Origin of the sequence: Pantoea sp. V106_11, from assembly GCF_029967885.1 — a bacterium.
Lineage (GTDB): Bacteria > Pseudomonadota > Gammaproteobacteria > Enterobacterales > Enterobacteriaceae > Pantoea > Pantoea ananatis.
The window spans coordinates 206,216-230,823 of the sequence record NZ_JASCAK010000030.1 but is presented as its reverse complement, the minus strand read 5'-3'; the positions used below and the strand labels follow the sequence as shown (position 1 = coordinate 230,823).

The 24,608-nt window shown below is 53.5% G+C and carries 20 protein-coding genes and 1 pseudogene; 13 read left to right on the top strand and 8 right to left on the bottom strand.

Annotation, left to right across the window (positions count from 1 at the left end; all coding sequences use genetic code 11):
• Window positions 1-2: 2 nt before the first annotated feature.
• Both mlaE and mlaF read right to left on the bottom strand, forming a co-directional pair.
• Window positions 3-785 (bottom strand): lipid asymmetry maintenance ABC transporter permease subunit MlaE, encoded by a 783-nt coding sequence (gene mlaE / locus QLG08_RS14820; RefSeq protein ID WP_013024331.1) that lies wholly within the window; start codon window positions 783-785, stop codon window positions 3-5.
• A gap of 4 nt (window positions 786-789) precedes the next feature.
• Window positions 790-1,605 (bottom strand): phospholipid ABC transporter ATP-binding protein MlaF, encoded by an 816-nt coding sequence (gene mlaF, locus QLG08_RS14815; RefSeq protein WP_014595153.1) that lies wholly within the window; start codon window positions 1,603-1,605, stop codon window positions 790-792.
• A gap of 212 nt (window positions 1,606-1,817) precedes the next feature.
• Between mlaF and QLG08_RS14810 the strand changes: the two genes are divergently transcribed.
• The 11 genes from QLG08_RS14810 to npr all read left to right on the top strand — a co-directional run bounded on the left by QLG08_RS14810 (window position 1,818) and on the right by npr (window position 9,812).
• Window positions 1,818-2,798 carry a calcium/sodium antiporter gene (locus QLG08_RS14810; RefSeq protein ID WP_013024329.1) on the top strand — a complete coding sequence of 327 codons (981 nt, stop codon included), beginning with the start codon at window positions 1,818-1,820 and terminating at the stop codon, window positions 2,796-2,798.
• A 16-nt stretch (window positions 2,799-2,814) separates the two neighbouring features.
• The gene (gene kdsD, locus QLG08_RS14805) at window positions 2,815-3,801 is read left to right on the top strand and encodes an arabinose-5-phosphate isomerase KdsD (protein WP_013024328.1); all 987 of its coding nucleotides are present in this window, start codon (window positions 2,815-2,817) and stop codon (window positions 3,799-3,801) included.
• A gap of 13 nt (window positions 3,802-3,814) precedes the next feature.
• Window positions 3,815-4,381: a 3-deoxy-manno-octulosonate-8-phosphatase KdsC gene (gene kdsC, locus QLG08_RS14800; RefSeq protein ID WP_013024327.1), complete on the top strand. Its 567-nt coding sequence runs from the start codon at window positions 3,815-3,817 to the stop codon at window positions 4,379-4,381.
• Window positions 4,378-4,959: an LPS export ABC transporter periplasmic protein LptC gene (gene lptC / locus QLG08_RS14795; RefSeq protein WP_014606755.1), complete on the top strand. Its 582-nt coding sequence runs from the start codon at window positions 4,378-4,380 to the stop codon at window positions 4,957-4,959. The genes kdsC and lptC overlap by 4 nt, the downstream gene beginning before the upstream one ends.
• On the top strand, window positions 4,928-5,482 hold the full coding sequence (gene lptA / locus QLG08_RS14790; RefSeq protein ID WP_014606756.1) for a lipopolysaccharide ABC transporter substrate-binding protein LptA: 555 nt from the start codon (window positions 4,928-4,930) through the stop codon (window positions 5,480-5,482). The genes lptC and lptA overlap by 32 nt, the downstream gene beginning before the upstream one ends.
• Before the next feature lie 5 nt (window positions 5,483-5,487).
• On the top strand, window positions 5,488-6,213 hold the full coding sequence (gene lptB / locus QLG08_RS14785; RefSeq protein WP_013024324.1) for an LPS export ABC transporter ATP-binding protein: 726 nt from the start codon (window positions 5,488-5,490) through the stop codon (window positions 6,211-6,213).
• A gap of 48 nt (window positions 6,214-6,261) precedes the next feature.
• Window positions 6,262-7,698 (top strand): RNA polymerase factor sigma-54, encoded by a 1,437-nt coding sequence (gene rpoN, locus QLG08_RS14780; protein ID WP_013024323.1) that lies wholly within the window; start codon window positions 6,262-6,264, stop codon window positions 7,696-7,698.
• Window positions 7,699-7,719: 21 nt separating this feature from the next.
• Window positions 7,720-8,007 carry a ribosome hibernation promoting factor gene (gene hpf, locus QLG08_RS14775; RefSeq protein WP_013024322.1) on the top strand — a complete coding sequence of 96 codons (288 nt, stop codon included), beginning with the start codon at window positions 7,720-7,722 and terminating at the stop codon, window positions 8,005-8,007.
• Between the two features lie 152 nt (window positions 8,008-8,159).
• The gene (ptsN, locus tag QLG08_RS14770; RefSeq protein WP_013024321.1) at window positions 8,160-8,639 is read left to right on the top strand and encodes a PTS IIA-like nitrogen regulatory protein PtsN; all 480 of its coding nucleotides are present in this window, start codon (window positions 8,160-8,162) and stop codon (window positions 8,637-8,639) included.
• Window positions 8,640-8,688: 49 nt separating this feature from the next.
• The gene (gene rapZ / locus QLG08_RS14765) at window positions 8,689-9,543 is read left to right on the top strand and encodes an RNase adapter RapZ (RefSeq protein ID WP_013024320.1); all 855 of its coding nucleotides are present in this window, start codon (window positions 8,689-8,691) and stop codon (window positions 9,541-9,543) included.
• Entirely contained in the window at window positions 9,540-9,812 is a 273-nt protein-coding gene (gene npr, locus QLG08_RS14760) for a PTS phosphocarrier protein NPr (protein WP_013024319.1), read from the top strand. Before rapZ ends, npr begins: the two co-directional genes overlap by 4 nt.
• Before the next feature lie 2 nt (window positions 9,813-9,814).
• Here npr and mtgA read toward each other — a convergent pair whose 3' ends face one another.
• Window positions 9,815-10,534, bottom strand: coding sequence for a monofunctional biosynthetic peptidoglycan transglycosylase (gene mtgA, locus QLG08_RS14755; RefSeq protein ID WP_013024318.1), 720 nt, complete (start codon window positions 10,532-10,534; stop codon window positions 9,815-9,817).
• 796 nt (window positions 10,535-11,330) lie between these two features.
• Window positions 11,331-13,750 (bottom strand): annotated as a pseudogene (gene arcB / locus QLG08_RS14750) (aerobic respiration two-component sensor histidine kinase ArcB).
• 890 nt (window positions 13,751-14,640) lie between these two features.
• Between arcB and QLG08_RS14745 the strand changes: the two are divergent.
• Together QLG08_RS14745 and QLG08_RS14740 are read left to right on the top strand one after the other, a co-directional pair.
• Window positions 14,641-20,172: a glutamate synthase-related protein gene (locus QLG08_RS14745; protein ID WP_014606757.1), complete on the top strand. Its 5,532-nt coding sequence runs from the start codon at window positions 14,641-14,643 to the stop codon at window positions 20,170-20,172.
• 177 nt (window positions 20,173-20,349) lie between these two features.
• Window positions 20,350-22,107 (top strand): sulfite reductase subunit alpha, encoded by a 1,758-nt coding sequence (locus QLG08_RS14740; protein ID WP_013024315.1) that lies wholly within the window; start codon window positions 20,350-20,352, stop codon window positions 22,105-22,107.
• A gap of 113 nt (window positions 22,108-22,220) precedes the next feature.
• On the opposite strand, the gene sspB is transcribed toward QLG08_RS14740, so the two are convergent.
• From sspB to rplM, 4 genes are all read right to left on the bottom strand, one after another.
• Window positions 22,221-22,706, bottom strand: coding sequence for a ClpXP protease specificity-enhancing factor (gene sspB, locus QLG08_RS14735; RefSeq protein ID WP_013024314.1), 486 nt, complete (start codon window positions 22,704-22,706; stop codon window positions 22,221-22,223).
• A 3-nt stretch (window positions 22,707-22,709) separates the two neighbouring features.
• The gene (gene sspA / locus QLG08_RS14730) at window positions 22,710-23,351 is read right to left on the bottom strand and encodes a stringent starvation protein SspA (RefSeq protein ID WP_013024313.1); all 642 of its coding nucleotides are present in this window, start codon (window positions 23,349-23,351) and stop codon (window positions 22,710-22,712) included.
• A gap of 316 nt (window positions 23,352-23,667) precedes the next feature.
• The gene (gene rpsI, locus QLG08_RS14725; protein ID WP_006121723.1) at window positions 23,668-24,060 is read right to left on the bottom strand and encodes a 30S ribosomal protein S9; all 393 of its coding nucleotides are present in this window, start codon (window positions 24,058-24,060) and stop codon (window positions 23,668-23,670) included.
• Window positions 24,061-24,075: 15 nt separating this feature from the next.
• Window positions 24,076-24,504, bottom strand: a complete 429-nt coding sequence (gene rplM, locus QLG08_RS14720; protein ID WP_006121722.1) for a 50S ribosomal protein L13 — start codon at window positions 24,502-24,504, stop codon at window positions 24,076-24,078.
• Between the last annotated feature and the right edge of the window lie 104 nt (window positions 24,505-24,608).

The window sequence follows — 24,608 nt, the reverse complement described above, 5'->3', positions numbered from 1 at the left end:
CATCAATTCCCAAACATCAGTGCTGTCAGCACAAAATCTAAACCGAGCACCGCCAGTGATGCATGCACCACGGTGCGCGTCGTGGCGCGGCTAATCCCTTCAGAGGTCGGGATGGCATCGTAACCGTTGAACAATGCAATCCAGGTGACAGTGACGGCAAACACAGCGCTTTTAATAATGCAGTTGACCACATCGCTACGAAAATCGACGGCGTTTTGCATCGCCGACCAGAAGAAGCCAGGGTCAATCCCTTTCCAGCTCACGCCTACCAGCGCTCCGCCCGTAATCCCTACAGCAGTAAAGATTAACGCCAGCAGCGGCATGCTGATAAAACCCGCCCAAAAGCGCGGCGAAACGACACGGCGCAGGGGATCGACCGCCATCATCTCCATACTGGAGAGTTGCTCCGTGGCTTTCATCAGCCCGATTTCTGCCGTTAAGGCCGATCCTGCGCGCCCTGCAAACAGCAGCGCCGTCACAACCGGACCCAGTTCACGCAGCAGCGACAGCGCCACCAGCATGCCCAGACTGGTTTCAGCGCCATAGGTGGTTAACACCAGATAGCCCTGGAGGCCCAGCACCATGCCAATAAACAGACCGGAGACGACAATGATGACCAGAGACAGTACGCCGATGCTGTAAAGCTGTTTGATCAGCAGCGGAAAGTGTTTACGGAACGCGGGCTTACCGACCAGCGCATGAAAAAGCATTAAACCGGCACGCCCAAAGCTGGCGCAGGTTCCTATTCCCCGGCGTCCTAACGACGCCAGTGCTTTCAACAACATCAGCTTAGATTCTCCCTGAGCCGGTTAAGTCGGCCAAATAGTCGCCCGCCGGAAAACGAAACGGCACTGGCCCATCCGCAATGCCGTCAATAAACTGGCGCACACGGGGATCGTTGTTAGCACGCAGGTCTGGCGTCGTGCCGTGCGCAATAATTTTTTGTCCTGCCACAATGTAGGCGTAATCAGCAATACTCAACACTTCGGGCACGTCGTGGGAAACCACGATGCAGGTCAGGCCCAGCGCATGATTCAGTTCATCAATAAGCTTAACCAGCACGCCCATGGTAATGGGATCCTGCCCTACAAAGGGTTCATCGAACATAATGAGTTCAGGCTCAAGCGCAATCGCGCGCGCCAGCGCAACCCTGCGGGCCATCCCACCTGACAGCTCCGCAGGCTTCAGCTGCGCAGCACCGCGTAAACCCACGGCTTCCAGCTTCATCAATACGGTACTGTGTAAAATCGGCGCGGGCAGCCGGGTATGTTCACGCAGCGGCCAGGCCACATTTTCGTATACCGTTAAGTCGGTAAACAGCGCGCCTGACTGAAACAACATGCTCATCTTTTTACGCGCTTCATACAACTTTGTGCGCGACAATGTCGGAATGTTCTCATCCCGAAACCAGATCTCACCGCTGTCAGGTTGCAGTTGCCCGCCAATTAAGCGTAGCAGCGTTGTTTTCCCGATCCCCGACGGCCCCATAATCGCCGTCACTTTACCTTTTGGCACCGTCAGCGAAATATCGTCGAAAATTTTGCGATCGCCACGTGAAAAACTCACGCCACGAACCTCAACCAGGTTCGTTTTTTGTTGGATCATTATCACCTCTATTACGGATCGGGCGTCAACATAGGGTACGATGGTAGCCTGTTAAGGCTAAACGCACGATAGCTTTACAGAAACTTAATACAAAGATTTGGCGAAAACGGTCATAAAATTTACTTTTGCCGCTCAGAAGGTCAAAATCAGCGCCTGTTTTGTCACAAAGAACCTGAAGGCGAGCCGACAGGGGTTTTAAGCAAGGATTTTTCATGTTCGTCGCTACCGCACTGCTGATTATCGGACTGCTTTTACTGGCTTATGGTGCCGATCGTCTGGTGTTTAGTGCTGCAATACTTTGTCGATCCTTTGGCATCCCGCCCCTGATAATCGGCATGACCGTCGTCAGTATCGGCACCTCGCTCCCGGAGATCATTCTCTCTTTCTCGGCAGCGCAGTACGGACAGATGGATCTGGCGGTGGGCACCGCGCTTGGCTCAAACATCACCAACATTCTTTTGATTCTCGGTGGCGCGGCCTTGCTGCATCCCCTGAGCATCCATTCCAATTTAATACGCCGTGAACTGCCGCTGATGGTGCTGGTCTCACTTCTTAGCGGCATCATGTTATTTGATAACTATCTTAGTCGCCTGGATGGCCTTGCACTGATTGCTATCGCCGCGATTTATCTGATAGTGACCATCCGCATCGCGCGCAAAGCAGAGAAGGACAATAACGATACGTTAACGCGCGAACAATTAGCCGAACTGCCGCGTGAAGAGAGCGGAAATACCGTCGCCTTTCTCTGGCTGGCCGTCGCACTGATTATCCTGCCCATGTCGACGCACATGGTGATCGATAACGCGACCGTATTTGCGGATTACTTTGGCGTCAGCGAGTTGGTCATGGGGCTGACGCTCATCGCGGTCGGCACCAGTCTGCCAGAGCTGGCAACCGTCATCGCGGGCGCGCTGAAAGGTGAAGATGATATCGCTATCGGCAACCTGATTGGTGCCAATATTTATAATCTGGCTATCGTTCTGGGTCTGCCGGCCCTGATTCATCCCGGCAGCGTAGACTATCACGCATTTGCGCGCGATTACTGGATAATGCTGGGTGTCAGCGTGCTGTTCGCCATGCTTTGTCTGCTGCGTCGTCGCCGGGTTGGCCGTACGGCGGGCTCGCTTTTACTCTGTGGTTTCTTCGTCTGGGTAACGCTGCTGTGGCTACAGCCGGCGTTTATGGACGGCTAACAAGGACAGATTCGCCATGTCATATCAGCAACCAACGGTAAATTTTGATTTTCAGAAAGCCGGTAAAACAGTATTACGCATCGAGCGCGAAGGCCTGGAGCAGCTTGATCAATATATTAATGAGGCTTTCGCCGACGCCTGCGCACTGATTTATGCCTGTCAGGGAAAAGTGGTGGTCATGGGGATGGGCAAGTCGGGCCATATCGGGAAAAAAATGGCGGCCACCTTTGCCAGCACCGGCACGCCGGCGTTCTTTGTGCATCCCGCTGAAGCCAGCCATGGCGATCTTGGCATGGTAGGTAAAGACGATGTCGTCATCGCGATATCTAACAGTGGCGAATCCAGTGAGATTTTGGCGCTGATACCGGTAATGAAACGCCAAAAGATTCCGTTGATCTGTATGACAAGCCGTCCTGAAAGCGCCATGGCCCGCGCCGCAGATATCCACCTGTGCGTGAAAGTCCCACAGGAGGCCTGTCCGCTCGGCCTAGCCCCCACCACCAGCACAACCGCAACGCTGGTCATGGGCGATGCGCTGGCCGTTTCCCTGCTGGAAGCCCGCGGCTTTACGCCAGAAGACTTTGCCTTGTCCCATCCGGGCGGTGCGCTGGGCCGGAAGCTGCTGCTACACGTCAGCGACATTATGCACAGCGGGGATGAACTCCCGCACGTCACTCGCGATGCTTCCCTGCGTGATGCCCTGCTGGAAATTACCCGTAAAAATCTCGGCCTGACGGTTATCGTGGACGATCTGATGAAGATCGAGGGCATCTTTACCGATGGTGACCTGCGCCGCATCTTTGATATGGGCATTGATTTTCAACACGCCACTATCGCTGAAGTCATGACCCGGGGTGGCATTCGCGTGCGGCCTAACGTGCTGGCGGTGGATGCGCTGAATTTGATGCAAACCAAAAACATTACTTCCCTGCTGGTGGCCGATGACGACCGTCTGTTGGGTGTGGTACATATGCATGACATGCTGCGCGCTGGCGTAGTGTAAACAGGAAGACATAATGCAGTCGGAAAATGCCACTTTAGAAACGTGCTACGGCCCGGTCAGTTCAGATGTCATGACGCGCGCCAGTAAAATTCGCCTGCTGATCTGCGACGTTGACGGTGTGATGTCGGATGGCCTGATTTATATGGGGAACAGTGGCGAAGAGCTGAAAACCTTTAACGTGCGCGATGGCTATGGCGTTCGCTGCCTGCTGACCTCTGACGTCGAAGTGGCTATTATTACCGGCCGCACGGCCAAATTACTGGAAGACCGCTGTAAAACGCTCGGGATTCGCCACCTTTATCAGGGGCAATCAGATAAGCTTTTGGCCTATGGTGAACTTCTGGATACACTGTCGCTCTCTGACGATCAGGTCGCCTATATTGGCGACGATCTGATTGACTGGCCAGTGATGGCGAAAGTCGGGCTAAGCGTGGCTGTCGCCGATGCCCATCCATTGCTATTGACGCGCGCGAACTACGTTACCCGTATTGCCGGTGGGCGCGGTGCGGTGCGGGAGCTGTGCGATCTCATCTTAATGGCGCAAAATAAATTCGAGGATGCCAAAGGGCAATCAGTATGAGTAAAAGCAGGCGTTGGATAACGTTGGGTCTGGCCTTGATTGCGCTGGTGCTTATTGGCTGGAATTTCACTAACCGGGATGGCGACAACAGCGCGCCGGTAGCGAATAATGATCAAACGCCAACCTACACCAGTGCTAACTCCCATACCGTAGTCTACAACCCGCAAGGCGGGCTGGCTTATAAGCTGATATCGGACAAAGTCACCTATTACGAAGACAGCGGAATAAGCTGGTTTGATAATCCGGTGATGACTACCTATGACGAAAATAAAATGCCGACCTGGACGGTACGTTCAGATAAAGCAAAGCTTACCAAAGATCGTATGCTGTATCTGTACGGCCATGTTGAGCTGAATGCTCTGGCTCCAGATTCTGAGCTTGAGAGAATTAAAACGGATAACGCTCAGGTCAATCTTGTCACGCAGGACGTCGCCTCTGACGACCAGGTGACGTTATATGGCCGCAGTTTTAACTCTACCGGTATGAAAATGCGCGGTAATTTACGGACAAAGAACGCCGAGTTAATCGAAAAGGTCAAAACTTCTTATGAAATTCAAAATGAACAAAAACCGCATTAAGTTTTTACTGGCCAGTATGCTGCTTGCAACCAGCCTGCCTGCTCTGGCGCTGACCGGTGACTCGGACAAACCCGTGAATATTGACTCTGAGAATCAGTCTCTGGATCTGCAAGGCAATGTCGCGACCTTCACCGGTAATGTTATTGTCACCCAGGGATCGATCAAAATCACCGCGGATAAAGTGGTGGTCACGCGTCCGGGCGGTGACAGTAAAAAAACCATCGTTGATGCTTACGGTAACCCTGCCACCTTTTACCAGATGCAGGACAACGGCAAACCGGTTCAGGGTCATGCGTCCAAACTGCATTATGAGCTTGCCAATGACTTTGTTGAGCTGACCGGCAACGCCTACATTGAGCAACTGGACAGCAACATCAAAGGCGACCGCATCACCTATCTGGTAAAAGAGCAAAAAATGCAGGCTTACAGCCAGGGCCAGAGCAAGCGCGTAACGACCGTGCTGGTGCCGTCGCAGTTGCAGGATAAGCCCGCGTCAACCAACAGCGAAAAAAAGAGTAACTGATCACTATGGCCACATTAATCGCAGAAAACCTGGCAAAGGCTTATAAAGGCCGCCGCGTGGTTGAAGACGTCAGCCTGCAGGTAAAGTCCGGTGAAATCGTCGGGCTGCTGGGTCCAAACGGTGCGGGTAAAACGACCACCTTTTACATGGTGGTGGGCATTGTTCCGCGCGATGCGGGACGCATCATTATTGATGACGAAGATATCAGCATCCTGCCGCTTCATGCGCGTGCGCGCCGCGGCATTGGCTATCTGCCGCAGGAAGCCTCAATCTTTCGTCGCCTGAGCGTTTACGACAACCTGATGGCGGTCCTGCAAATTCGTGATGACTTAACCGAAGAGCAGCGACAGGATCGGGCTAACGAGCTAATGGAAGAGTTTCACATTGCTCATCTGCGCGACAATATGGGGCAATCGCTGTCGGGTGGTGAGCGCCGTCGCGTAGAAATTGCGCGTGCGCTGGCAGCGAATCCGAAATTTATCCTGCTGGATGAACCCTTTGCCGGGGTCGACCCGATTTCCGTTATCGACATCAAAAAAATCATTGAACACCTGCGTGACAGTGGCCTTGGTGTTCTCATCACCGACCACAACGTGCGTGAAACGCTGGCAGTCTGTGAACGCGCCTATATCGTCAGTCAGGGAAACCTGATTGCGCACGGTACGCCGAATGAAGTCCTTGCAGATGAGCAAGTTAAACGGGTTTATTTGGGTGAAGAGTTCAGACTCTGATAAGGTGTCGTTAATACTGATGTTTACCCGGGAATATCCATCCTGTCTATGAAGCAAGGTTTGCAACTCAGGCTCAGCCAACAACTGGCGATGACCCCACAACTGCAGCAGGCGATACGTCTGCTGCAGCTCTCTACGCTCGAACTCCAGCAAGAGTTACAGCTGGCGCTGGAAAGCAATCCCCTGCTTGAGCAAACCGATCTGCACGATGAAATAGACGCGAAAGAGTATCAGGAAGGCGAAGCGGGACTGGATACCCGAGAAGCGCTGGAACAAAAGGATATGCCTGAAGAGCTGCCGCTTGACGCCACGTGGGACGAGATTTACACCGCAGGCACGCCTTCAGGAACCGGTACCGATTATCAGGATGACGAGCTGCCGATTTATCAGGGCGAAACCACACAGTCACTGCAGGACTATCTTATGTGGCAGGTCGAGTTAACGCCCTTCAGCGATAACGACCGTGCCATTGCGACCTCTATCGTCGATGCCATTGATGACACCGGTTATCTTACCGTTTCACTTGAAGAGATTCTCGACAGTATCGGTAACGACGAGCTGGAAATCGACGAAGTCGAAGCCGTGTTAAAGCGCGTTCAGCGTTTCGATCCTGTCGGCGTCGGCGCACGTGATTTGCGCGACTGCCTGCTGGTGCAGCTGTCGCAGTATGCGCCTGAAACGCCGATGCTGGCGGAAGCAAAATTGATCGTCAGCAGCCATCTCGATTTGCTGGCGAACCACGATTTCCGCAGCCTGATGCGCGTGACGCGTCTGAAAGAAGACGTACTGAAAGAGGCGATGCTGCTGATTCAGTCGCTCGATCCGCGCCCGGGTCAGTCGATTAACACCGGTGAACCCGAATACGTGATTCCCGATGTGCTGGTACGTAAAGTGACGACGCGCTGGACGGTCGAGCTGAATACCGACAGCCTGCCCAGGTTGAAGATCAACCAGCAATATGCCGCCATGGGCGGAGCCGGACGCAACGACAGCGACAGTCAGTTTATCCGCAGTAATTTGCAGGAAGCCCGCTGGCTGATTAAAAGTCTTGAAAGCCGTAACGAGACATTGTTAAAAGTCTCCCGCTGTATTGTGGAACAGCAGCAGGCCTTTTTTGACCAGGGTGAAGAGTTTATGCGTCCTATGGTGCTGGCCGATATTGCCCAGGCGGTGGACATGCATGAATCGACGATTTCCCGCGTGACTACGCAAAAATACCTTCACAGCCCACGAGGCATTTTTGAACTGAAGTATTTTTTCTCCAGTCATGTTAATACTGAAGGTGGCGGAGAAGCGTCATCTACCGCTATTCGTGCGCTGGTGAAAAAATTAATCTCGGCGGAAAACCCCGCCAAGCCCTTGAGTGACAGTAAACTGACCTCCATGTTATCTGATCAAGGGATAATAGTGGCACGTCGAACCGTCGCTAAGTACCGCGAGTCTTTGTCCATACCGCCTTCAAATCAGCGTAAACAGCTGGTTTGACAGAAATGAGAAGGAAGACCTATGCAGCTGAACCTTACCGGGCAAAATGTTGAAATCACCGAACCCCTGCGTGAGTTCGTGACAACGAAATTTGCCAAACTGGAACATTACTTTGATCATATCAATCAGGTGTATGTTGTCCTGAAAGTTGAGAAGGTGACGCAGATTGCTGATGCAACCCTGCACGTCAACGGTGGCGAGCTGCACGCCACATCTGAAGCGGAAGATATGTATGCGGCAATTGACGGATTGATTGACAAGTTGACCCGTCAACTGACCAAATATAAAGACAAGCTAAAAAAACACTAACCTTCACGCTGGCAGGCGCGCCCGGCGCGCAAAGCTGAAAGGATGGGGCGGATTAACCGCCCCGTTTTGTCATCTGTGCCAGCGCCATTATTCCGCGACGTGATGTTTACGTACCGGGTTGATGGCTATGTGAACTCGCAAGTGAAACGACAATGAACAATGATTTAACACTGGAACTGAGCACGGTGCTTTCGCCAGACTGCACCCGCAGTAGCGTACACTGCCAAAGCAAAAAACGGGCGCTGGAGATTATCAGCGAACTGGCCGCTAAGCAGCTCAACCTGCCGCATCAAACGCTGTTTGAAGCGATCCTAACCCGTGAGCGCATGGGGAGCACCGGTATCGGTAACGGTATCGCGATCCCTCACGGCAAGCTGGAGGAAGATACTTTACGGGCCGTAGGCGTCTTTATCAGCCTGGAGCAACCCATCGCTTTTGATGCCGTGGATAACCAGCCTGTCGATCTGCTTTTTGCGCTACTGGTGCCGGCTGACCAGTGCAAAACCCATTTACATACGCTGTCGTTAGTGGCAAAACGACTGGCGGATAAAACGGTTTGCCGCCGCCTGCGTGCCGCGCAGAGCGATGAAGAACTGTATGCGATTATTACCGAAGCACAAACAGAGCAATAAAGCGCGTGATTTACCGGCGTAAGCCGGCTTTAAAACGGGAGAGAAGGTCATGGTGCTGATGATCGTCAGCGGTCGGTCAGGCTCGGGAAAGTCAGTGGCGCTTCGCGCGCTGGAAGACATGGGTTTTTACTGCGTTGATAACCTGCCAGTGGTGCTGTTGCCTCAACTGGCTGAATCACTGGTCGAGCGCAATATCTCTGCGGCCGTGAGTATTGACGTACGCAATATGCCCGAATCTCCTGAGATTTTTGAGACGGCGCTCAGCAGTTTGCCTTCAGCATTCTCACCGCAGTTGCTGTTTCTTGATGCCGATCGCAACACGTTGATCCGCCGTTACAGTGATACGCGCCGTCTGCATCCGTTATCCAGCAAGAATCTGTCGCTGGAAAGCGCGATTGACGAAGAGAGCGACCTGCTTGAGCCGCTGCGTTCCCGTGCCGATCTGATTATTGATACTTCAGAGATGTCGGTACACGAACTGGCGGAGATGTTGCGTACCCGCTTGCTGGGTAAACGTGAGCGTGAGCTGACAATGGTGTTCGAATCGTTTGGCTTCAAGCACGGCATTCCCATTGATGCAGATTACGTTTTCGACGTGCGCTTTTTGCCTAACCCGCACTGGGATCCCAAATTACGTCCCATGACCGGTCTGGACAGGCCCGTGGCCGCGTTCCTCGATCGCCATACTGAAGTCCATAACTTCATATATCAGACGCGTAGCTATCTGGAACTCTGGTTGCCGATGCTGGAAACCAACAACCGTAGCTATCTTACCGTGGCGATTGGCTGTACTGGCGGCAAACATCGCTCCGTGTATATTGCCGAACAGCTGGCTGACTATTTCCGCTCCCGGGGTAAAAATGTACAGTCTCGTCATCGCACGCTGGAAAAACGTAAATCATGACCGTTAAGCAAACCGTGGAAATCAGAAATAAGCTCGGCATGCATGCACGTCCTGCTATGAAGCTGTTTGAACTGGTGCAGAGTTTCGATGCCGAAGTGCTGTTACGTAACGAGAGCGGAACAGAGGCCGAAGCCAGCAGCGTTATCGCGTTGCTGATGCTGGATTCGGCCAAAGGCGGTCATATTGAGATCGAAGCCAGCGGTCCACAGGAAACGGAAGCCCTGGCCGCCGTCATTGAGCTGTTTGAAGCCGGATTCGACGAAGACTAACGTCAGTTCAGGTGATTGCGCTGCAGGAAGCCTTCGCCACCCAGTTGACGCATCTGGCGAAGGATCCACTGCTGGCGTTGACGGACATAGCCTGAAGGTGCATCTGCGCGAAAGCGCAGCGGATTAGGCAAGACAGCAGCCAGCAGCGCCGCTTCGGACAGGGTTAATCGGCTGGCAGGTTTATGAAAGAAGCGGCGTGAAGCCGCCTCTACTCCGAACGTGCCTTTGCCAAACTCCGCGATATTCAGATAAACCGTCAGGATCCTCCGTTTGGTCCATACGGTTTCCAGCCCGACGGTTAATCCCGCCTCCAGTCCTTTACGCACCCAACTCCGGCCATCCCATAAAAACAGATTTTTTGCCGTTTGCTGTGACAGCGTGGATGCTCCGCGCATCCGGCTGTCACTGTCGTCCAGTACGGACCGGATTGCCGCTACGTCAAACCCCCAATGGTCGGGGAAGTGTTGATCTTCAGAAGCGATGACGGCCAGTTTCATCCAGGGTGAAATTTCATCTGCTCCTACCCAGTCCGAATGAGAGACGTAGCCAAAATCGCCCCTGAACCAGGCACCTACCTGACGTTCTGCCATCACGGCTGAAAAGGGGACAGGAATGAACGAAAAGAGCAGAATGCCCGCCAGCCACAGCCCCAGCCAAATAAACACAATGCGCATCACTACAGGCTTCACGCGCCGCCACAGGTTCCCTTTATGCTTACTCATGCGCTCGTCTCAAGATTTTTATGCGTTAATTAATTTCAGGCGTGACCACTGCCCGGCGTACACTTTTTTACTGACAAATGCGCTGCTACGTTGTGCAACGTTTATAACAAAACAATGAAAATGCATTCTGAATGCAACAATAGTTTGAATGAGTTCAATTACTTCCACGCGTAAGGAATCGGTTCCATCTTTTTTGTAATGCGCTCACCGTTCTAAAAAGATGATACCATTTTGTGACAATCCCATACCTCAATGTTTCACAAAACTTATATATAATTCTGCGGACTGTAAAAAGCCCTCACGGCACCTGCTGATAAAATGTTCACTCAGTGACCTTGCTAAGGGATTTATTTGTCACACAGCGTTATTTTAACTCTATGTTTTTGCCGAATTATAAAAGGCTTTCTATCGGCAAAACCTTTTGATGATGAGATAAGATCCGGTGACCCGAAACGTTTTGGGTCCGATCGACCTGTTTTCTTCATTATTCTTTATTATCATAAGTTTATATCTATTTTACTCGCAAGCTACGGCAAAAAATTTTGGTTACCGCGCGCAACACAGGTTTTGTTAACAAATTTGGCTTAAGCCCGTACAAAAAACAGTAGGTTTGATTAAAAAACAACCAATACGACGGTAAAATTGATTCATTGCTTGACTATGTTGTCGAATTAATGTTTCCTGTATTTAAACGCGGTTCAACATCACAAATTTTAATGAATCTTGTCACAAAGTAATTTGAATTTGCTAAGGTGTTGCAAGTGTTAACCAATACCCCGCTGTTGCATGAATAACATTAAGCATAGCAGCAGCGTCTTTTTCCCTGGTGTTGGCGCAGTATTAGCGCACCCCGGCTTCGGCTGGGGTCATTTTTTTGTATCAACGCTGTTTTTCAGCAACCCACTCGCGCAGTACCTGCACATCGTGTTGCCATTCACGCTTCAGTTCTTCGACCCATTCGCCCACGTTGTCCCACCATGCCGGTAGTTCAGGGCTTTGAATCTGCTTTGCCACCTGCTGAAGATGCTGTAACCCAACCGAGCCTGCTGCACCCTTGATTTTATGTCCTTCCTCCGCAATGCCTTTTTGGTCACGCGCCATCATGTTGGAATCCAGCACCTCAAGATAACCCGGCATCATCTGTTCAAACATAGTCAGGCTTTGCGTAATCAGCTTCGGCCCCACCAGATCCAGATATTGTTCGAGCATAGGAACATCCAGTATTGCATCGGTTTTACTGTTATTCACGAACCTGGCCGGCTGCGCATCGCTCTCAGACTGATAGTCCCAAAACTTTTTAATGATGGCCGTTAACGCGGGCACGGCAAGGGGCTTACTAAGCACGTCGTCCATGCCAGCGTCGAAGTACTCTTTTTTGTCTTTCAGGACGTTGGCCGTTAACGCAACCAACGGCGGCAGGTTTGCGTCTGGATGTTGCTGACGGATGGCGCGTGACACATCCATCCCGGTCATGTCCGGCAGCTGGATATCTAACAGCACCAGATCAAACTCAAGCGGATCAAACATCTCCAGTGCCGCCTTGCCAGTCATCGCCACTTCTACGCTGCATCCGAGTTTTTCCAGTACCGAGCGTGCAACAACGACATTCAGCTCAATATCTTCCACCAGCAGGACGTGCAAAGCAGGGAGCGGAAGCGGGTCGTCCACGCCTTCATCTTCCACTTCTTCTGCAATGCGTGGCGCTTTTATCACAACGGTAAAGCAGGAGCCCTGCCCCGGTGCGCTGTTTACGCTGATATCCCCGCCCATGGCCTGTGCCAGGCGGCGTGACACTGCCAGACCAATACCGGTTCCGGTCGCCGGCTTCCCGCCGTGTTGATCGGTAACCTGATAATACATCGCAAAAATTTTATCCTGCTCTTCCTGCCGAATCCCCTGCCCTGAGTCCTGAACCTCAAAGCGCAGCGTGTCATCCTGCTCGTACGCGACGCGTACGACGATCTCTCCCTGCTGGGTGAATTTCACCGCGTTACCAATCAGATTCCACAGAATCTGCCGCAGGCGCGTGCCATCAGTTGAGATCTTATGCGGCAGCGGGAGTTGTGGCGCCATGACAAACTTCAACCCTTTAGGCTGTGCCAGCAGGCCTGAGAGGTTTTCCAGATCGGCCAGGAAACTGGTGAAGTCGACCGGCTGGTTATCCAGCTGAACCTTGCGGCGTTCGATCTTATCGACTTCAATGACGTCATTGAAAATGTTGCCCAACGTAATCGCGGAAACGTGGATCGTTTTCAGGTACTTAAGCTGCTCCTGGTTCAGATCGGTATCTAGCAAGATGCGACTGAGCCCGACAATGCCGTTAAGCGGCGTACGAAGCTCGTGGCTGATCGTTGAGATAAAGGTGGTCTTCTCGCGGCTGGCACTCTCCAGCGCGTCCTGATAGCGTTTACGCTCGGTAATATCGCGTCCGAAGCCCATCAGCCCACTGCGCTTACCCACGCGGTCATAATAGGGCACTTTGCGGATCTCAAAACAGGCTTTACGGCCATCGGGATACTGCAGCCACTGCTCATAGGTCAGCGAGACGTTATGCCGGAAGACTTTTTCGTCTGTCTCCAGCACCTTGGTGGCCGTATCGTTGTCATAGATGTCGCGAGGCGTCAGACCAATAAGCTGTTTTTCGCTTTTGCCGGTTAACAGCTCCATGGCCCGGTTACAGCCCGAAAACTGTTTATCGATATTGCGGTAAAAGACCAGATCCGGTGAGGCATCCAGGAACGAACGCAGAAAGGAAGACTGTTGCTCCAGCTCAATTTGCGCCTGCTCGCGGCGCGCCACCTCTTCACGCAGCTTCGCCATCACCTGCTCACGTGCTTCCTCAGCTTTTTTACGATCGGCGATTTCATTATTAAGCTGTGAGATGGTCTCTTTCATCTGTTGATTTAGTTCGAGATCGCGCGTGCGCATCTCTTCCAGCTTATCCACCAGCCTTGCCAGACGCTGACGAGACTCTTCCAGCTGGTCAACCACCACAGAAAGGAAGTAGACCGCCCAGGGCGTGATTAAGAGGCCAAAAAAGACCGAACGCACCATATCGATACTTTCGACGTGGCCACGCAGTACCATGGTGACCGCCATCTGCACAATCATCGCCAGCACGACCAGCGCGGAGGCCAGCAGCAGCGAGAAACGTACCAGGCCAAGCTTGACCATTAAATCAACATAATATTGCGCCAGCAGGCGAATCTGTTTCATAAACACTCCCTGGATGAGAACAGCCACATGATAGCGTATTTATTTCGCTGTCGTCGCAGTGCATAAGGTAAGATCGCCGCGCGGATGCACTTATATGGTGCAAAAGCCGGTCTCTTCGCCGACGTTCAGCCCCTGAATGCTAAAACCCTTGACTAATTGTGCTAACTCAATGAATCTGTAAGGCCGCCTTTTTGCAAGGCGGGCTATTCCTGCCTCTGCTTTTTCGCCAAATAACCTCCTGTTATCGCGACGCCCTGCTTTTCATGCATACTCATTCATATAAATTGCAGTTTTAAGCAACCTGACGTGATTAATTTTGCTAATCATGATGCCCTTATTCATTCAAATTTGGTGCTATAAGAAAAACAGATACATCCTGTGCTTACACTGCCCGCAGCAGCATTTGATGCTGTTTAGTCCCTAATCGCCAGCATACTTCAGTGATTTCACGCCTTCTGCACAGTGATACAGTTCACATTTCATCCCCTATACCTGAATGGTAAACTGACACATTTTAGACATAAAAAAATAATAAATTCATTCAGTTAAGGATACAAAGACGGGATTAAACTGTGTCAGTATCACTATTTGACCTCGATTCGCTTTCCCGATAAGTTGGAATTCCGCTGAAAGCTTTCATGATGGATACGTGTCACGGCATATCTATGCAACATGACGCCCACATGGTTTGAGTCATCTCCTTTCGAGAACGGAAAAATCAAGCGCAACGCCTCAAGGGACCTTTCTCCTGGCGATGAAAAGTGCGTAAAACCCAATCGCGCAGGCTGTCAGGCGCGGAAATGAAAGAATTTGCGCTGGGAAGTGTGCAGTTGAACTCAGTGCCTGAAACAATGCAGGTAATGTCTAAAGCAGTTTTAAGGAGACCCTCAATGTCCAGTAAAAAACCTGATTCCTATGGCTTATATGACCCAGCAGCAGGAAGTGACAGCTGTGGTGTAGGTTTCATTACCCGTAAGGACGGCGAGCAGACTCATGAAATTCTGCGCATGGCGCACAGCGCACTCTGTACGGTTCCGCACCGTGGCGGTATGTCCGCCGAAGGCGTGGGCGATGGTGCCGGGGTTAACGTCGATCTTTCCCTGCATTTTTTCCGTAAAATTACCGGTCAGGCGCTTGAGGCCGGACGCTTTGGTGTAGGTAACTTCTTCGTGCCGAAAGACACGGAACTGCGCGCCAATGCCGAACGTTTAGTCGAAGAGACGCTAAATCGCTTTAATCTGCCGGTTATCCTGAAGCGTGAAATGCCGCTGGATAACAGCGTCACGCGCCCGGCTGCCATGCAGTTTCAGCTTCCCATTGTGCAGTGGATTTTTGCCGCACCTCAGGACATCAGCAATCAGATCGATTTCGAAAAACTGATTTATCGCGCCCTGCTGACGATCGAGGCACAAGCCTTTACCCAAACCGAATTTGGCGGGTTATATCCACTGTCATTGTCGTCGCGCACCCAGGTCTTTAAAGCGCGCCTGAATTCGAATGAAGTGATCCCTTACTTCAAAGATCTGACCGATCCCGATCATCACGTACGCGGACTGTTTTTCCATACTCGCTTCTCAACGAATACCGATCCGCACACCACCATGGCACAGCCTTTCCGGTTGATGGCCCACAACGGTGAGCTGAATACCGATCGTAAAAACCGCATCGCCGAATCTGCGTTGGCTTCCGCCCGTGGCAAAACTATTGTGCGTCCGAAAGGCCAGTCAGACAGTTCGCGACTGGATCAGAGCATTCACAGCCGCCTGATGGAAGACGATCTGGACCTGATCACCGCGGTGGTGTCGATGATGCCGCCTGCCTGGGAAAACGATACCGCGCTCTCCCCTGCCGTGCGTGACATGCTGGAATACTTTTCGCTCTATGAAGAGAAAAACGATGGCCCGGCCGCCTTAATTTTTGGTAACGGCGAGGTAATCGGTGCGCGTCTTGATCGCCTGGGGCTGCGCCCGCTGCGTTCAATCGAAACGGCGGAATACATCGGTGCCATGTCCGAAGCGGGACAAATTGCCTTTCCCCCTGAAAGCGTGCTACGCCGTGGCCGTATTGAAGCCGGCGGCATGCTGTATTTTGACCATCGCGAAAAGCGCAGTTACACCACGCACCAGGCGCTGGAGAAGCTGGCTGCTGAAAAAGACTATGCGGCATTGCTCGGCAAGTCGCGTGTCGATTTACGAGAGCTGCCGGTTATTCCTGCTGAACAACAGGGTTCTCCCCTGCGCTATCGCGGCGATCTGAAAACCTATCAGCGCTTCGTGGCGTACTACTACAACCAGGAAAGCTTTAAGTTCATGATGGATCCGATGCTGAACACCGGCGCCGAGAAAATCTCTGCGATGGGTTACGGCAATGCGATTAACGGCCTCTCCGATCATGAAGGCGGCATGGCGCACTACTTCTCGCAGCGCTTTGCCCAGGTGACCAATCCACCACTGGACTCCATTCGCGAAGCGGATGGCATGACGCTGCGCGTGGCGCTGGGCGCTAAACCGCATCTGGGCCGCAGTAAAGGTCGGCAGATCATTGTGCCAACCCCGATTCTGACCCATCTGGACATGCTGCAGCTGCGCGAGCAGAACGTGGCCCCTTACGCTCGCTTCGAAATGCTTTACGAGCCGGTCACCGGCAAAGATCTGCTGAGCCGCACAGCGAACGCCAGCGCGCTGGAAAAAGCGATTGACGATCTGGCACAGCAGGTGGTGGATTTTGCCCGCTCAGAGGGCGGCATTGCCGTACTGACCGATCGCCATATCTCTTCTACCCAGGCCGCATTGCCCATGCTGCTGGTCATTTCTGCCGTTAACCAGCGTCTGGTACAGGAAGGTTTACGCCTGGATGTGTCGCTGGTGGTGGAGAGCGGACAGATCATCTCTTCTCACCATATTGCGGCTACGCTGGGCTTTGGCGCGTCAGCCGTTTATCCGCTCGGCGTGCAAATGCGTGCTGAGGAAAAATTTGGTGAAGGCGAAGAAGGCAACAAAGCCTTTAAACGCTACGCTAAAGCGGCCGAAAAAGCCCTGATGAAAACCATGGGTAAAGTGGGGCTGTGTACCGTTGAGAGCTACAGCAGCGGCGAGTTCTTCGAGCCTAACTTCCTGAATACCGATGACCCGGTACTGAGAAAGTATTTTCCAAACATCAAAACGCCAGTGGGCGGCGCGGGCTTCGCAACCATCGCTCAGATGGCGGTGGACTGGCATCAGAGCGCACTGAAAATTCAGGGCGAGTCCGAAGTGCCGCTGTTAGGCCTGTTTAAAGAACGTGCAGAGGGCGCAGGCCACTCTTACGGCACCATTGCCGTACGCACCTTTATTGATATGACGGAAGAGCCGATTCGCTTCGCGGACAAAGCGCGTGAAGAGGATAACTTTATTCGTCTGATGACGCTGGCCCGTCTGGACAATGCCTTTGGCATCAAGCCGGAGACGTTTAAAGACAGCAGCTTTGAGCGCATCCCGGATGAGGTGATGAATGATTTTGCCATTACGGCCGATTATCGTCAGTTCTCCAGCCTGATGTACGAAGAGCGCAAACGCCGCCCAGCCGCGCTGCGCGATATTCTGGCCTTCCCGGCAGATCTTACCCACATCGACAGTGAGGCCGAATTCCGGCGTAAGCTGGGTCGCTACTCGCTGACTAACAATGGTTTTGCCACCCGCGGCCTGGTCTGTGACGCCATTGAGGGCAGCCAGAATGCCTTTATGCTGCGTCTGACCGATGCCATTGCCGGACTGAAACCAGAAAGTGAACGCCTGCTCAACCTGTCACGTGCGCTGAAAGCCCGTTTTAACGACGAGATTGAAACCGCAGAAGTGGTTGCTGGCGGCCTGAAAGTCACCGCCAGCGGCAAAGCGGCGGACTACCTGTCACGCATTTTCACGGCGCTGCCGTCGCTGCCGTTGAGCGATATTCAGCCCGCGAGCGAAATTACCCGCACTTTCGCGTCTGGCGCGATGAGTCACGGTGCGCTGGTCGCACCGGCGCATGAAGCCGTTGCGCATGGCACCAACATGGTCGGAGGCATGAGTAACTGTGGAGAAGGCGGTGAGCACTACTCCCGTCACGGCACCATTCGCGCTTCACGTATCAAACAGCTGGCGTCAGGCCGCTTTGGCGTCTGGGCGGCCTACCTGGCCGATCCGATGCTGGAAGAGCTTGAGATCAAAATCGGCCAGGGCGCCAAGCCCGGTGAAGGCGGTCAGCTTCCGGCGGCAAAAGTTACCGTAGAGATCGCCGCCGCACGCGGCGGCACGCCAGGCGTTGAGCTGGTTTCTCCGCCGCCGCACCACGATACCTACTCTATCGAAGATCTGGCGCAGCTGATTCACGACTGTAAAGCGGCCCGCGTGCGCGTCATTGTGAAGCTGGTGTCATCTGAAGGTATTGGCACCATCGCCGTGGGCGTGGCGAAAGCCGGTGCTGACGTGATTAACGTTGCCGGTAACACGGGTGGTACGGGCGCCGCCTCGGTGACCAGCCTGAAATATACCGGTCGCGTTGCCGAAATCGGTATCGCCGAAGTTCACCAGGCCCTGTGTGCAAACGGCCTGCGCGACAAAGTTCTGCTGCGTTGCTCAGGCGCACAGCAAACCGGCAGCGACGTGGTGAAATCCGCTCTGCTGGGCGGCGACAGCTTTGAGTTTGGTACCACCGCGCTGATGATGCTGAAGTGCGTGATGGCGAAGAACTGTAACGTTAAATGCCCGGCGGGATTAACCACTAACGCCGAAGCCTTTGATGGCGACCCACGCCAGCTGGCACAGTACTTCCTGAACGTGGCGCATGAAGTGCGTGAGATTCTGGCGCGTATGGGCCTGCGCTCCCTGCGTGAAGCCCGTGGCCGCGCCGATCTGCTCCATCTGATGGATCACCCGTTGGAAGTCGGTAAGCTGGACCTGCGTGCCATGCTGACCGTGGTGCCCGAGCTGAAGATTGCTAAGCCAGTTTATCTGGAGAAAGATTTTGAACTGGATGACCGCTGGGTTGAAGAACTGAGCCAGCAACTGGTCGATCAGGGTAAAACCTCTCTGCAACTGGGTAAGGATGTTGTACTCAACAACCGCAATAAAAGCGTGGGCGGCCAGTTAGCTATCGATATTGAGCGCATGCTGAATCACACCCTGACGGCTGCACAGATTCAGGCAATGCCGGCCGTGCTTCGTGACGATCGCGGTCGTCGCTATCTGGCACCTGCCAGCGTAGAAATCACCACGACCGGCTCTGCCGGTCAGTCCTTCGGGGCCTTCTGCAATGACGGCATGCTGATGAAACATCGTGGAACCTGTAACGATGGCGTCGGCAAAGGTCAGTGCGGCGGCGAACTGGTCGTGCTCTCACCGGGCGGCGGCGCGCAGGACAGCGATGGCAACGTTCTGATCGGTAACTTCGCTCTGTTTGGCGCCACCGGCGGCCGTCTGTTCGTTCAGGGCCAGGCCGGCGATCGCTTCGCGGTGCGTAACTCCGGTGCCACTGCGGTGGTGGAAGGCGTCGGTGACTTTTGCTGCGAATACATGACCAACGGCGCAGTGTTAAACCTGGGCACCTTTGGTAAAGGCTTCGGTAACGGCATGAGCGGCGGCTTTGCTTATCAGTACGATCCCTATGGTTCACTGGCGAGCCATGCGGCGGGCGACTCCGTTCTGTTTGGCTCAATCGCTGACCCGGATGAGCTGGCACAGATTCATAAGCAGGCGGTTCTCACCATGCTGAACTGGCACCTGGAGGCCACGCAGTCTCCGCGTGCCGCCTGGCTGCTGGAGCACTGGGAAACCGAATGTCAGCACTTTGTCTACGTTATGCCGCGTTCCCTGCTGCTTTACCAGGATGGCGGTGAAATTCTGAAGGCCAAGTCCCGCAAGGATCTGCTGGAAGAGCTGTCAACGGCGCTGGCAGGCCATCAGGTTGCCAAGTTTAAAGCCGCCTGGCGCGAAGGCAAGACCATTGCCGACGGCGCGGTTCCGGCTTATGGCGCGACAGATACGCAGGAAATGTTTGTTTTACTGAATAACTACACCGTACTGAGCTTTGCCCAGCAGTTGGCACTCAGCAAGCTGCCGAAAGGCACGCCGGTTGAAGACGCCGCCGTGGAAAAAGCCGTGCGGAATCTGCTGATGACCGAAGACTTTTCACTGGTGAGTAAGCTGCAACGCCATGCGCGAGCAGCGATTGAAAGCTATAGCGACAGCGAGTTGGCCAGCCTGATCGGTTCAAAACGCATGTCCGATTACAAAGCGGCACTGACGCAACGTAATATCCGCTCAATGGACAGCCTGGCCACTTACGGCTGGATCATGTATCAGGATGCCTGCAACCGTGACATTCTCGGTCGCCTGCCTGATTTTGAAGAGTTGTTTGCGCGTGCGGCGTTACCTGAAATTGCAGCGGCCGTGGGTAAACTGGCCTGACAGCAGGCTCAGTGAACAGAACTGTGTTTAATGATGATGACCCTGATTTGTTCGACGTGCCGGGCGCAGCGGCATCCTTATCCTCTCAGCAGCAGGCTGTTGCTGAGAGCACAGGAACCGCCCGCCTTCGGCACAGCGAAGCATGACGGTTAAGAGCGGGATTGAGTAAAGGTATCCATGAAAATTCCATATATTCCTGAAGATGCACCTTTCAATGGTGATCAGAAATACTGGCTGGCGGGCTTCCTGGCCGGCCTGCACTCCCGTTTGTTGGTGCTGGAAGACAAACAGCAGCCGGCTGCGGGCAGCAGCGCTGCCGCGACCACCCAACTGCACATCCTTTATGGTTCTCAGACCGGTAATGCTGAGGCGCTGGCCCAGTCAGCGGCGAAGTCAGCCCGTGCCAAAGGTCTGGTGCCGGTCGTTCAGGCATTAGGCGATGTGGATCTCGACGTGTTCGCCACCATGCGACACGTGCTGATTGTCACTTCGACCTATGGTGAAGGTGAAATGCCCGACAACGCCCAGCTGTTTTGGGACGCGATTTCCGCCAGCACCGCGCCACGTCTGGAGCAGATGCACTTCGCCGTGCTGGCCATTGGCGATACCGGCTATGACGGATTCTGTCAGGCAGGTAAGTTCCTGGATATGCGCCTGGAACAGCTTGGGGCAAAGCGCGTTGTTGACCGCATTGACTGCGATATCGATTACGAAGAGCCGTCAAATGAGTGGATTAACAGCACGATGCCCCAGTTTGCCAGCAGCGCAGGCAGCAGCGGCACGGTGCTGGAGAGCGCCCCGGAAGCGCCGGTTATTCCTGGCAGCAACAAATCGAATCCGTATGCGGCAGCCCTGATCACCAATAAACGCCTGTCGAGTGAGCAATCGGCAAAAGATATTCGCCACGTCGAGTTTGATCTCACCGACAGCGGCCTGAAGTATGAAGCCGGTGACGCACTTGGCGTGATTCCGGTCAACGAGCCGTCGCTGGTCAGCCTGCTGCTTACCCAGTTGAACGCCGATTACCAGACGCCGGTGCCGGGATTCGACAGGAGCCTGGGCGACCTGCTGACCTACCAGTTTGAAATTTCAGAGCCTTCACGCAAGCTGATCGAGTGGGTGGGCCAAAACACCACCAACCAGGAGCTGCGTCACGTGCTTCAGCACGACGACAAAGATGCGCTCGGTGTCTGGCTATGGGGCAAAGATACGCTGGATCTGCTCCAGCTCGAACTGACGCGTAGCCTGAGCGTACCCGAGTTCGTCGCCCTGCTGCGCCCGCTGCAGCATCGCGCCTACTCCATCTCGTCCAGCTCAAAAGCGCATCCGAATCAGGTTCACCTGACCATCGCCTCAGTGCGCTATCACAGCGGTGGCCGCAACCGCAGCGGCGTGTGCTCTACCTATCTGGCTGAGCGTGTACGCCGTGGTGAAAAGCCCGCGATCTTCATCTCACCCAACAAAGCCTTTCGCGTTCCGGCTAACGGCAACGCTCCGCTGATTATGGTCGGCCCCGGCACCGGTATCGCCCCGTTCCGCGCCTTTTTGCAGGAGCGTCAGGTAACAGGCGCTCAGGGTAAAAACTGGTTGTTCTTTGGCGATCAGCATCAGGAACACGACTTCATTTATCGCGAAGAACTGACGGCCTGGCAGGAAAGCGGTCTGCTCACGCGTCTCGATCTGGCGTTCTCACGCGATCAGGACAAGAAAATCTACGTGCAAAACCGGATGCTGGAACAGGGTGCAGAGCTCTATGCCTGGCTGCAGGAAGGCGGTCACTTTTACGTGTGTGGCGATGCATCACGCATGGCGAAAGACGTGGATAGCGCGCTGTATGAAATCGTACGTCAGTTTGGCGGGCTCTCCAGTGAACGGGCCGCTGACTACATCGATCAGCTGAAGAAAGAGAAACGCTACCTGCGCGACGTTTACTGATCGCTACGGCAGAAAGCAAAAATCCGGGCAACCTGTGTTCCCGGATTTTTTTATGCCTGTTACCGGCTGGCAGACAGGCAAAAAAATACCCGTCAGGTGACGGGTATTCTGTGTTATTTCACCACGCGCAGTGCGGGACGGCCACCACGTGGCGGGGGATCGTCATCCGGTGAATTATCGTCATCGCTGGCATCATCAGGGCGGTCGCCGTCAATCACTGACATGACCGTCTCTTCCTGATTCTCAGCAAATTCCTGTGTGCCGCCTTCATAGGCCGGTTCAGGTTCAAACATCGTGCCTGCGCCGTTTTCACGCGCATAGATGGCGAGTATGGCCGCCATTGGGACATTCACCTGACGTGGAACGCCACCAAAACGTGCGTTAAACGAGACTTCGTCATTGCCCAGATCAAGGTTACCCACGGCACGCGGCGCAATGTTCAGTACGATCTGACCATCGCGGGCATATTCGAGTGGAACCTGAACGCCAGGCAGGTTGATGTCGACGACCAGATGCGGTGTGAGCTGGTTATCCAGTAACCAGTCATAAAAAGCACGCAGCAAATAAGGTCGGCGGGCTGTGAGTTGTGACATTTCCATACGTTAGCCCCGGGCTTGCAGGCGCATTTCACGTTCAGCTTCAGTCAGTGAAGCAAGGAAGGAGTCACGCTCAAATACGCGGTTCATGTAGCCTTTCAGCTCTTTAGAGCCCGACCCGAGCAGATCGATACCCATTGACGGTAAACGCCACAACAGCGGAGCCAGATAGCAGTCTACCAGGCTGAACTCGTCGCTCATAAAGAATGGCGTACGCCCAAACAGAGGAGCAATAGCCAGCAGCTCTTCACGCAGCTGCTTGCGCGCCGCTTCAGCTTCCTGACCGCTACTGTTCTCAACCTTTCTCATCAGGCTGTACCAGTCTTGCTCAATACGGTGCATCATTAAACGGCTTTCGCCACGTGCAACCGGATAGACAGGCATCAATGGTGGGTGGGGAAAACGCTCATCCAGATATTCCATGATGATGCGTGATTCGTACAGCGTCAGTTCGCGATCTACCAGCGTCGGCACAGTGCGGTACGGATTGAGGTCAATCAGATCCTGCGGCAGGTTATCCATTTCGACCTGCTCGATCTCTACGCTGACACCTTTCTCGGCAAGCACGATACGTACCTGATGGCTAAAAATGTCAGTAGGACCAGAAAACAGCGTCATTACCGAACGTTTGTTGGCAGCGACAGCCATGAAAACCTCCCAGTTTGTTCACAAAAAGTTACTGCGAATGGCCAACCACACGGCGACTCACCTGCTCATAGAACTCGCTCGCAATCCGCGCTAACCACCCCCGACTAATGCGAGGCGCATAACGCGCCAGCTTGCGGGCGCAAAGTGACACAGAGTTTACCAGATTTTAGGCAGCTTGTGGGTGGGGGAATGCATTTTTGCGGGTAAAATGCGAACAGTATTGTGGTTTTATACGACAGGATGACCTGAGAATAAAAATAAAAAACCCGCCGGAGCGGGTTTTCTGTGCCAACTGTGTCTGCCGAAGCAGCAACAATTAACGCTTGGAGAACTGAGGACGACGACGTGCTTTACGCAGGCCGACTTTCTTACGTTCAACCTGACGAGCATCACGGGTAACGAAGCCTGCTTTACGCAGTTCGCCACGCAGTGACTCATCATACTCCATCAGAGCGCGGGTGATACCATGACGGATCGCGCCTGCCTGACCAGAGATACCACCACCTTTAACGGTGATGTACAGGTCCAGTTTACCAACCATATCAACCAGTTCCAGAGGCTGACGCACGACCATGCGTGCAGTCTCGCGACCGAAATACTGCTCCAGAGAGCGTTGGTTGATTACGATGTTACCGCTACCCGGCTTGATGAAGACGCGTGCGGATGAGCTTTTGCGGCGACCAGTGCCGTAGTTTTGAGTTTCAGCCATTGCCTTTAATCCCGATTAAATGTCAAGAACTTGCGGTTGCTGTGCCGCATGGTTGTGCTCGTTACCTGCGTAAACTTTCAGTTTACGGTACATAGCACGACCCAGCGGGCCCTTCGGCAGCATGCCTTTAACCGCGATCTCAATCACGCGCTCAGGACGGCGAGCAATCATCTCTTCAAAGGTCGCCTGTTTGATACCACCGATGTGACCAGTGTGGTGATAGTAAATCTTGTCAGAACGCTTGTTGCCGGTTACAGCAACTTTCTCAGCGTTCAGAACGATGATGTAATCACCAGTATCAACGTGCGGAGTGTATTCCGCTTTATGCTTACCACGCAGACGGCGCGCCAGTTCAGTCGCCAGGCGACCCAAGGTTTTGCCAGTTGCGTCAACAACATACCAGTCACGTTGGACGGTTTCTGGTTTAGCTGTAAAAGTTTTCATCGAAAAGCTTACCCAAATTAAGTTACACGTTGGTGAAATCCCAAACGCTTAAGTAAACGAATGAGGCTCACACGACCATTTTGACCAGCAAGCCACCCCTTCGG

Bases quoted from the DNA above. Each gene is read 5' to 3' on its own strand.
- mlaE (WP_013024331.1), bottom strand. From the start codon at position 785: ATGTTGTTGAAAGCACTGGCGTCGTTAGGACGCCGGGGAATAGGAACC.
- mlaF (WP_014595153.1), bottom strand. From the start codon at position 1,605: ATGATCCAACAAAAAACGAACCTGGTTGAGGTTCGTGGCGTGAGTTTT.
- QLG08_RS14810 (WP_013024329.1), top strand. From the start codon at position 1,818: ATGTTCGTCGCTACCGCACTGCTGATTATCGGACTGCTTTTACTGGCT.
- kdsD (WP_013024328.1), top strand. From the start codon at position 2,815: ATGTCATATCAGCAACCAACGGTAAATTTTGATTTTCAGAAAGCCGGT.
- kdsC (WP_013024327.1), top strand. From the start codon at position 3,815: ATGCAGTCGGAAAATGCCACTTTAGAAACGTGCTACGGCCCGGTCAGT.
- lptC (WP_014606755.1), top strand. From the start codon at position 4,378: ATGAGTAAAAGCAGGCGTTGGATAACGTTGGGTCTGGCCTTGATTGCG.
- lptA (WP_014606756.1), top strand. From the start codon at position 4,928: ATGAAATTCAAAATGAACAAAAACCGCATTAAGTTTTTACTGGCCAGT.
- lptB (WP_013024324.1), top strand. From the start codon at position 5,488: ATGGCCACATTAATCGCAGAAAACCTGGCAAAGGCTTATAAAGGCCGC.
- rpoN (WP_013024323.1), top strand. From the start codon at position 6,262: ATGAAGCAAGGTTTGCAACTCAGGCTCAGCCAACAACTGGCGATGACC.
- hpf (WP_013024322.1), top strand. From the start codon at position 7,720: ATGCAGCTGAACCTTACCGGGCAAAATGTTGAAATCACCGAACCCCTG.
- ptsN (WP_013024321.1), top strand. From the start codon at position 8,160: ATGAACAATGATTTAACACTGGAACTGAGCACGGTGCTTTCGCCAGAC.
- rapZ (WP_013024320.1), top strand. From the start codon at position 8,689: ATGGTGCTGATGATCGTCAGCGGTCGGTCAGGCTCGGGAAAGTCAGTG.
- npr (WP_013024319.1), top strand. From the start codon at position 9,540: ATGACCGTTAAGCAAACCGTGGAAATCAGAAATAAGCTCGGCATGCAT.
- mtgA (WP_013024318.1), bottom strand. From the start codon at position 10,534: ATGAGTAAGCATAAAGGGAACCTGTGGCGGCGCGTGAAGCCTGTAGTG.
- QLG08_RS14745 (WP_014606757.1), top strand. From the start codon at position 14,641: ATGTCCAGTAAAAAACCTGATTCCTATGGCTTATATGACCCAGCAGCA.
- QLG08_RS14740 (WP_013024315.1), top strand. From the start codon at position 20,350: ATGAAAATTCCATATATTCCTGAAGATGCACCTTTCAATGGTGATCAG.
- sspB (WP_013024314.1), bottom strand. From the start codon at position 22,706: ATGGAAATGTCACAACTCACAGCCCGCCGACCTTATTTGCTGCGTGCT.
- sspA (WP_013024313.1), bottom strand. From the start codon at position 23,351: ATGGCTGTCGCTGCCAACAAACGTTCGGTAATGACGCTGTTTTCTGGT.
- rpsI (WP_006121723.1), bottom strand. From the start codon at position 24,060: ATGGCTGAAACTCAAAACTACGGCACTGGTCGCCGCAAAAGCTCATCC.
- rplM (WP_006121722.1), bottom strand. From the start codon at position 24,504: ATGAAAACTTTTACAGCTAAACCAGAAACCGTCCAACGTGACTGGTAT.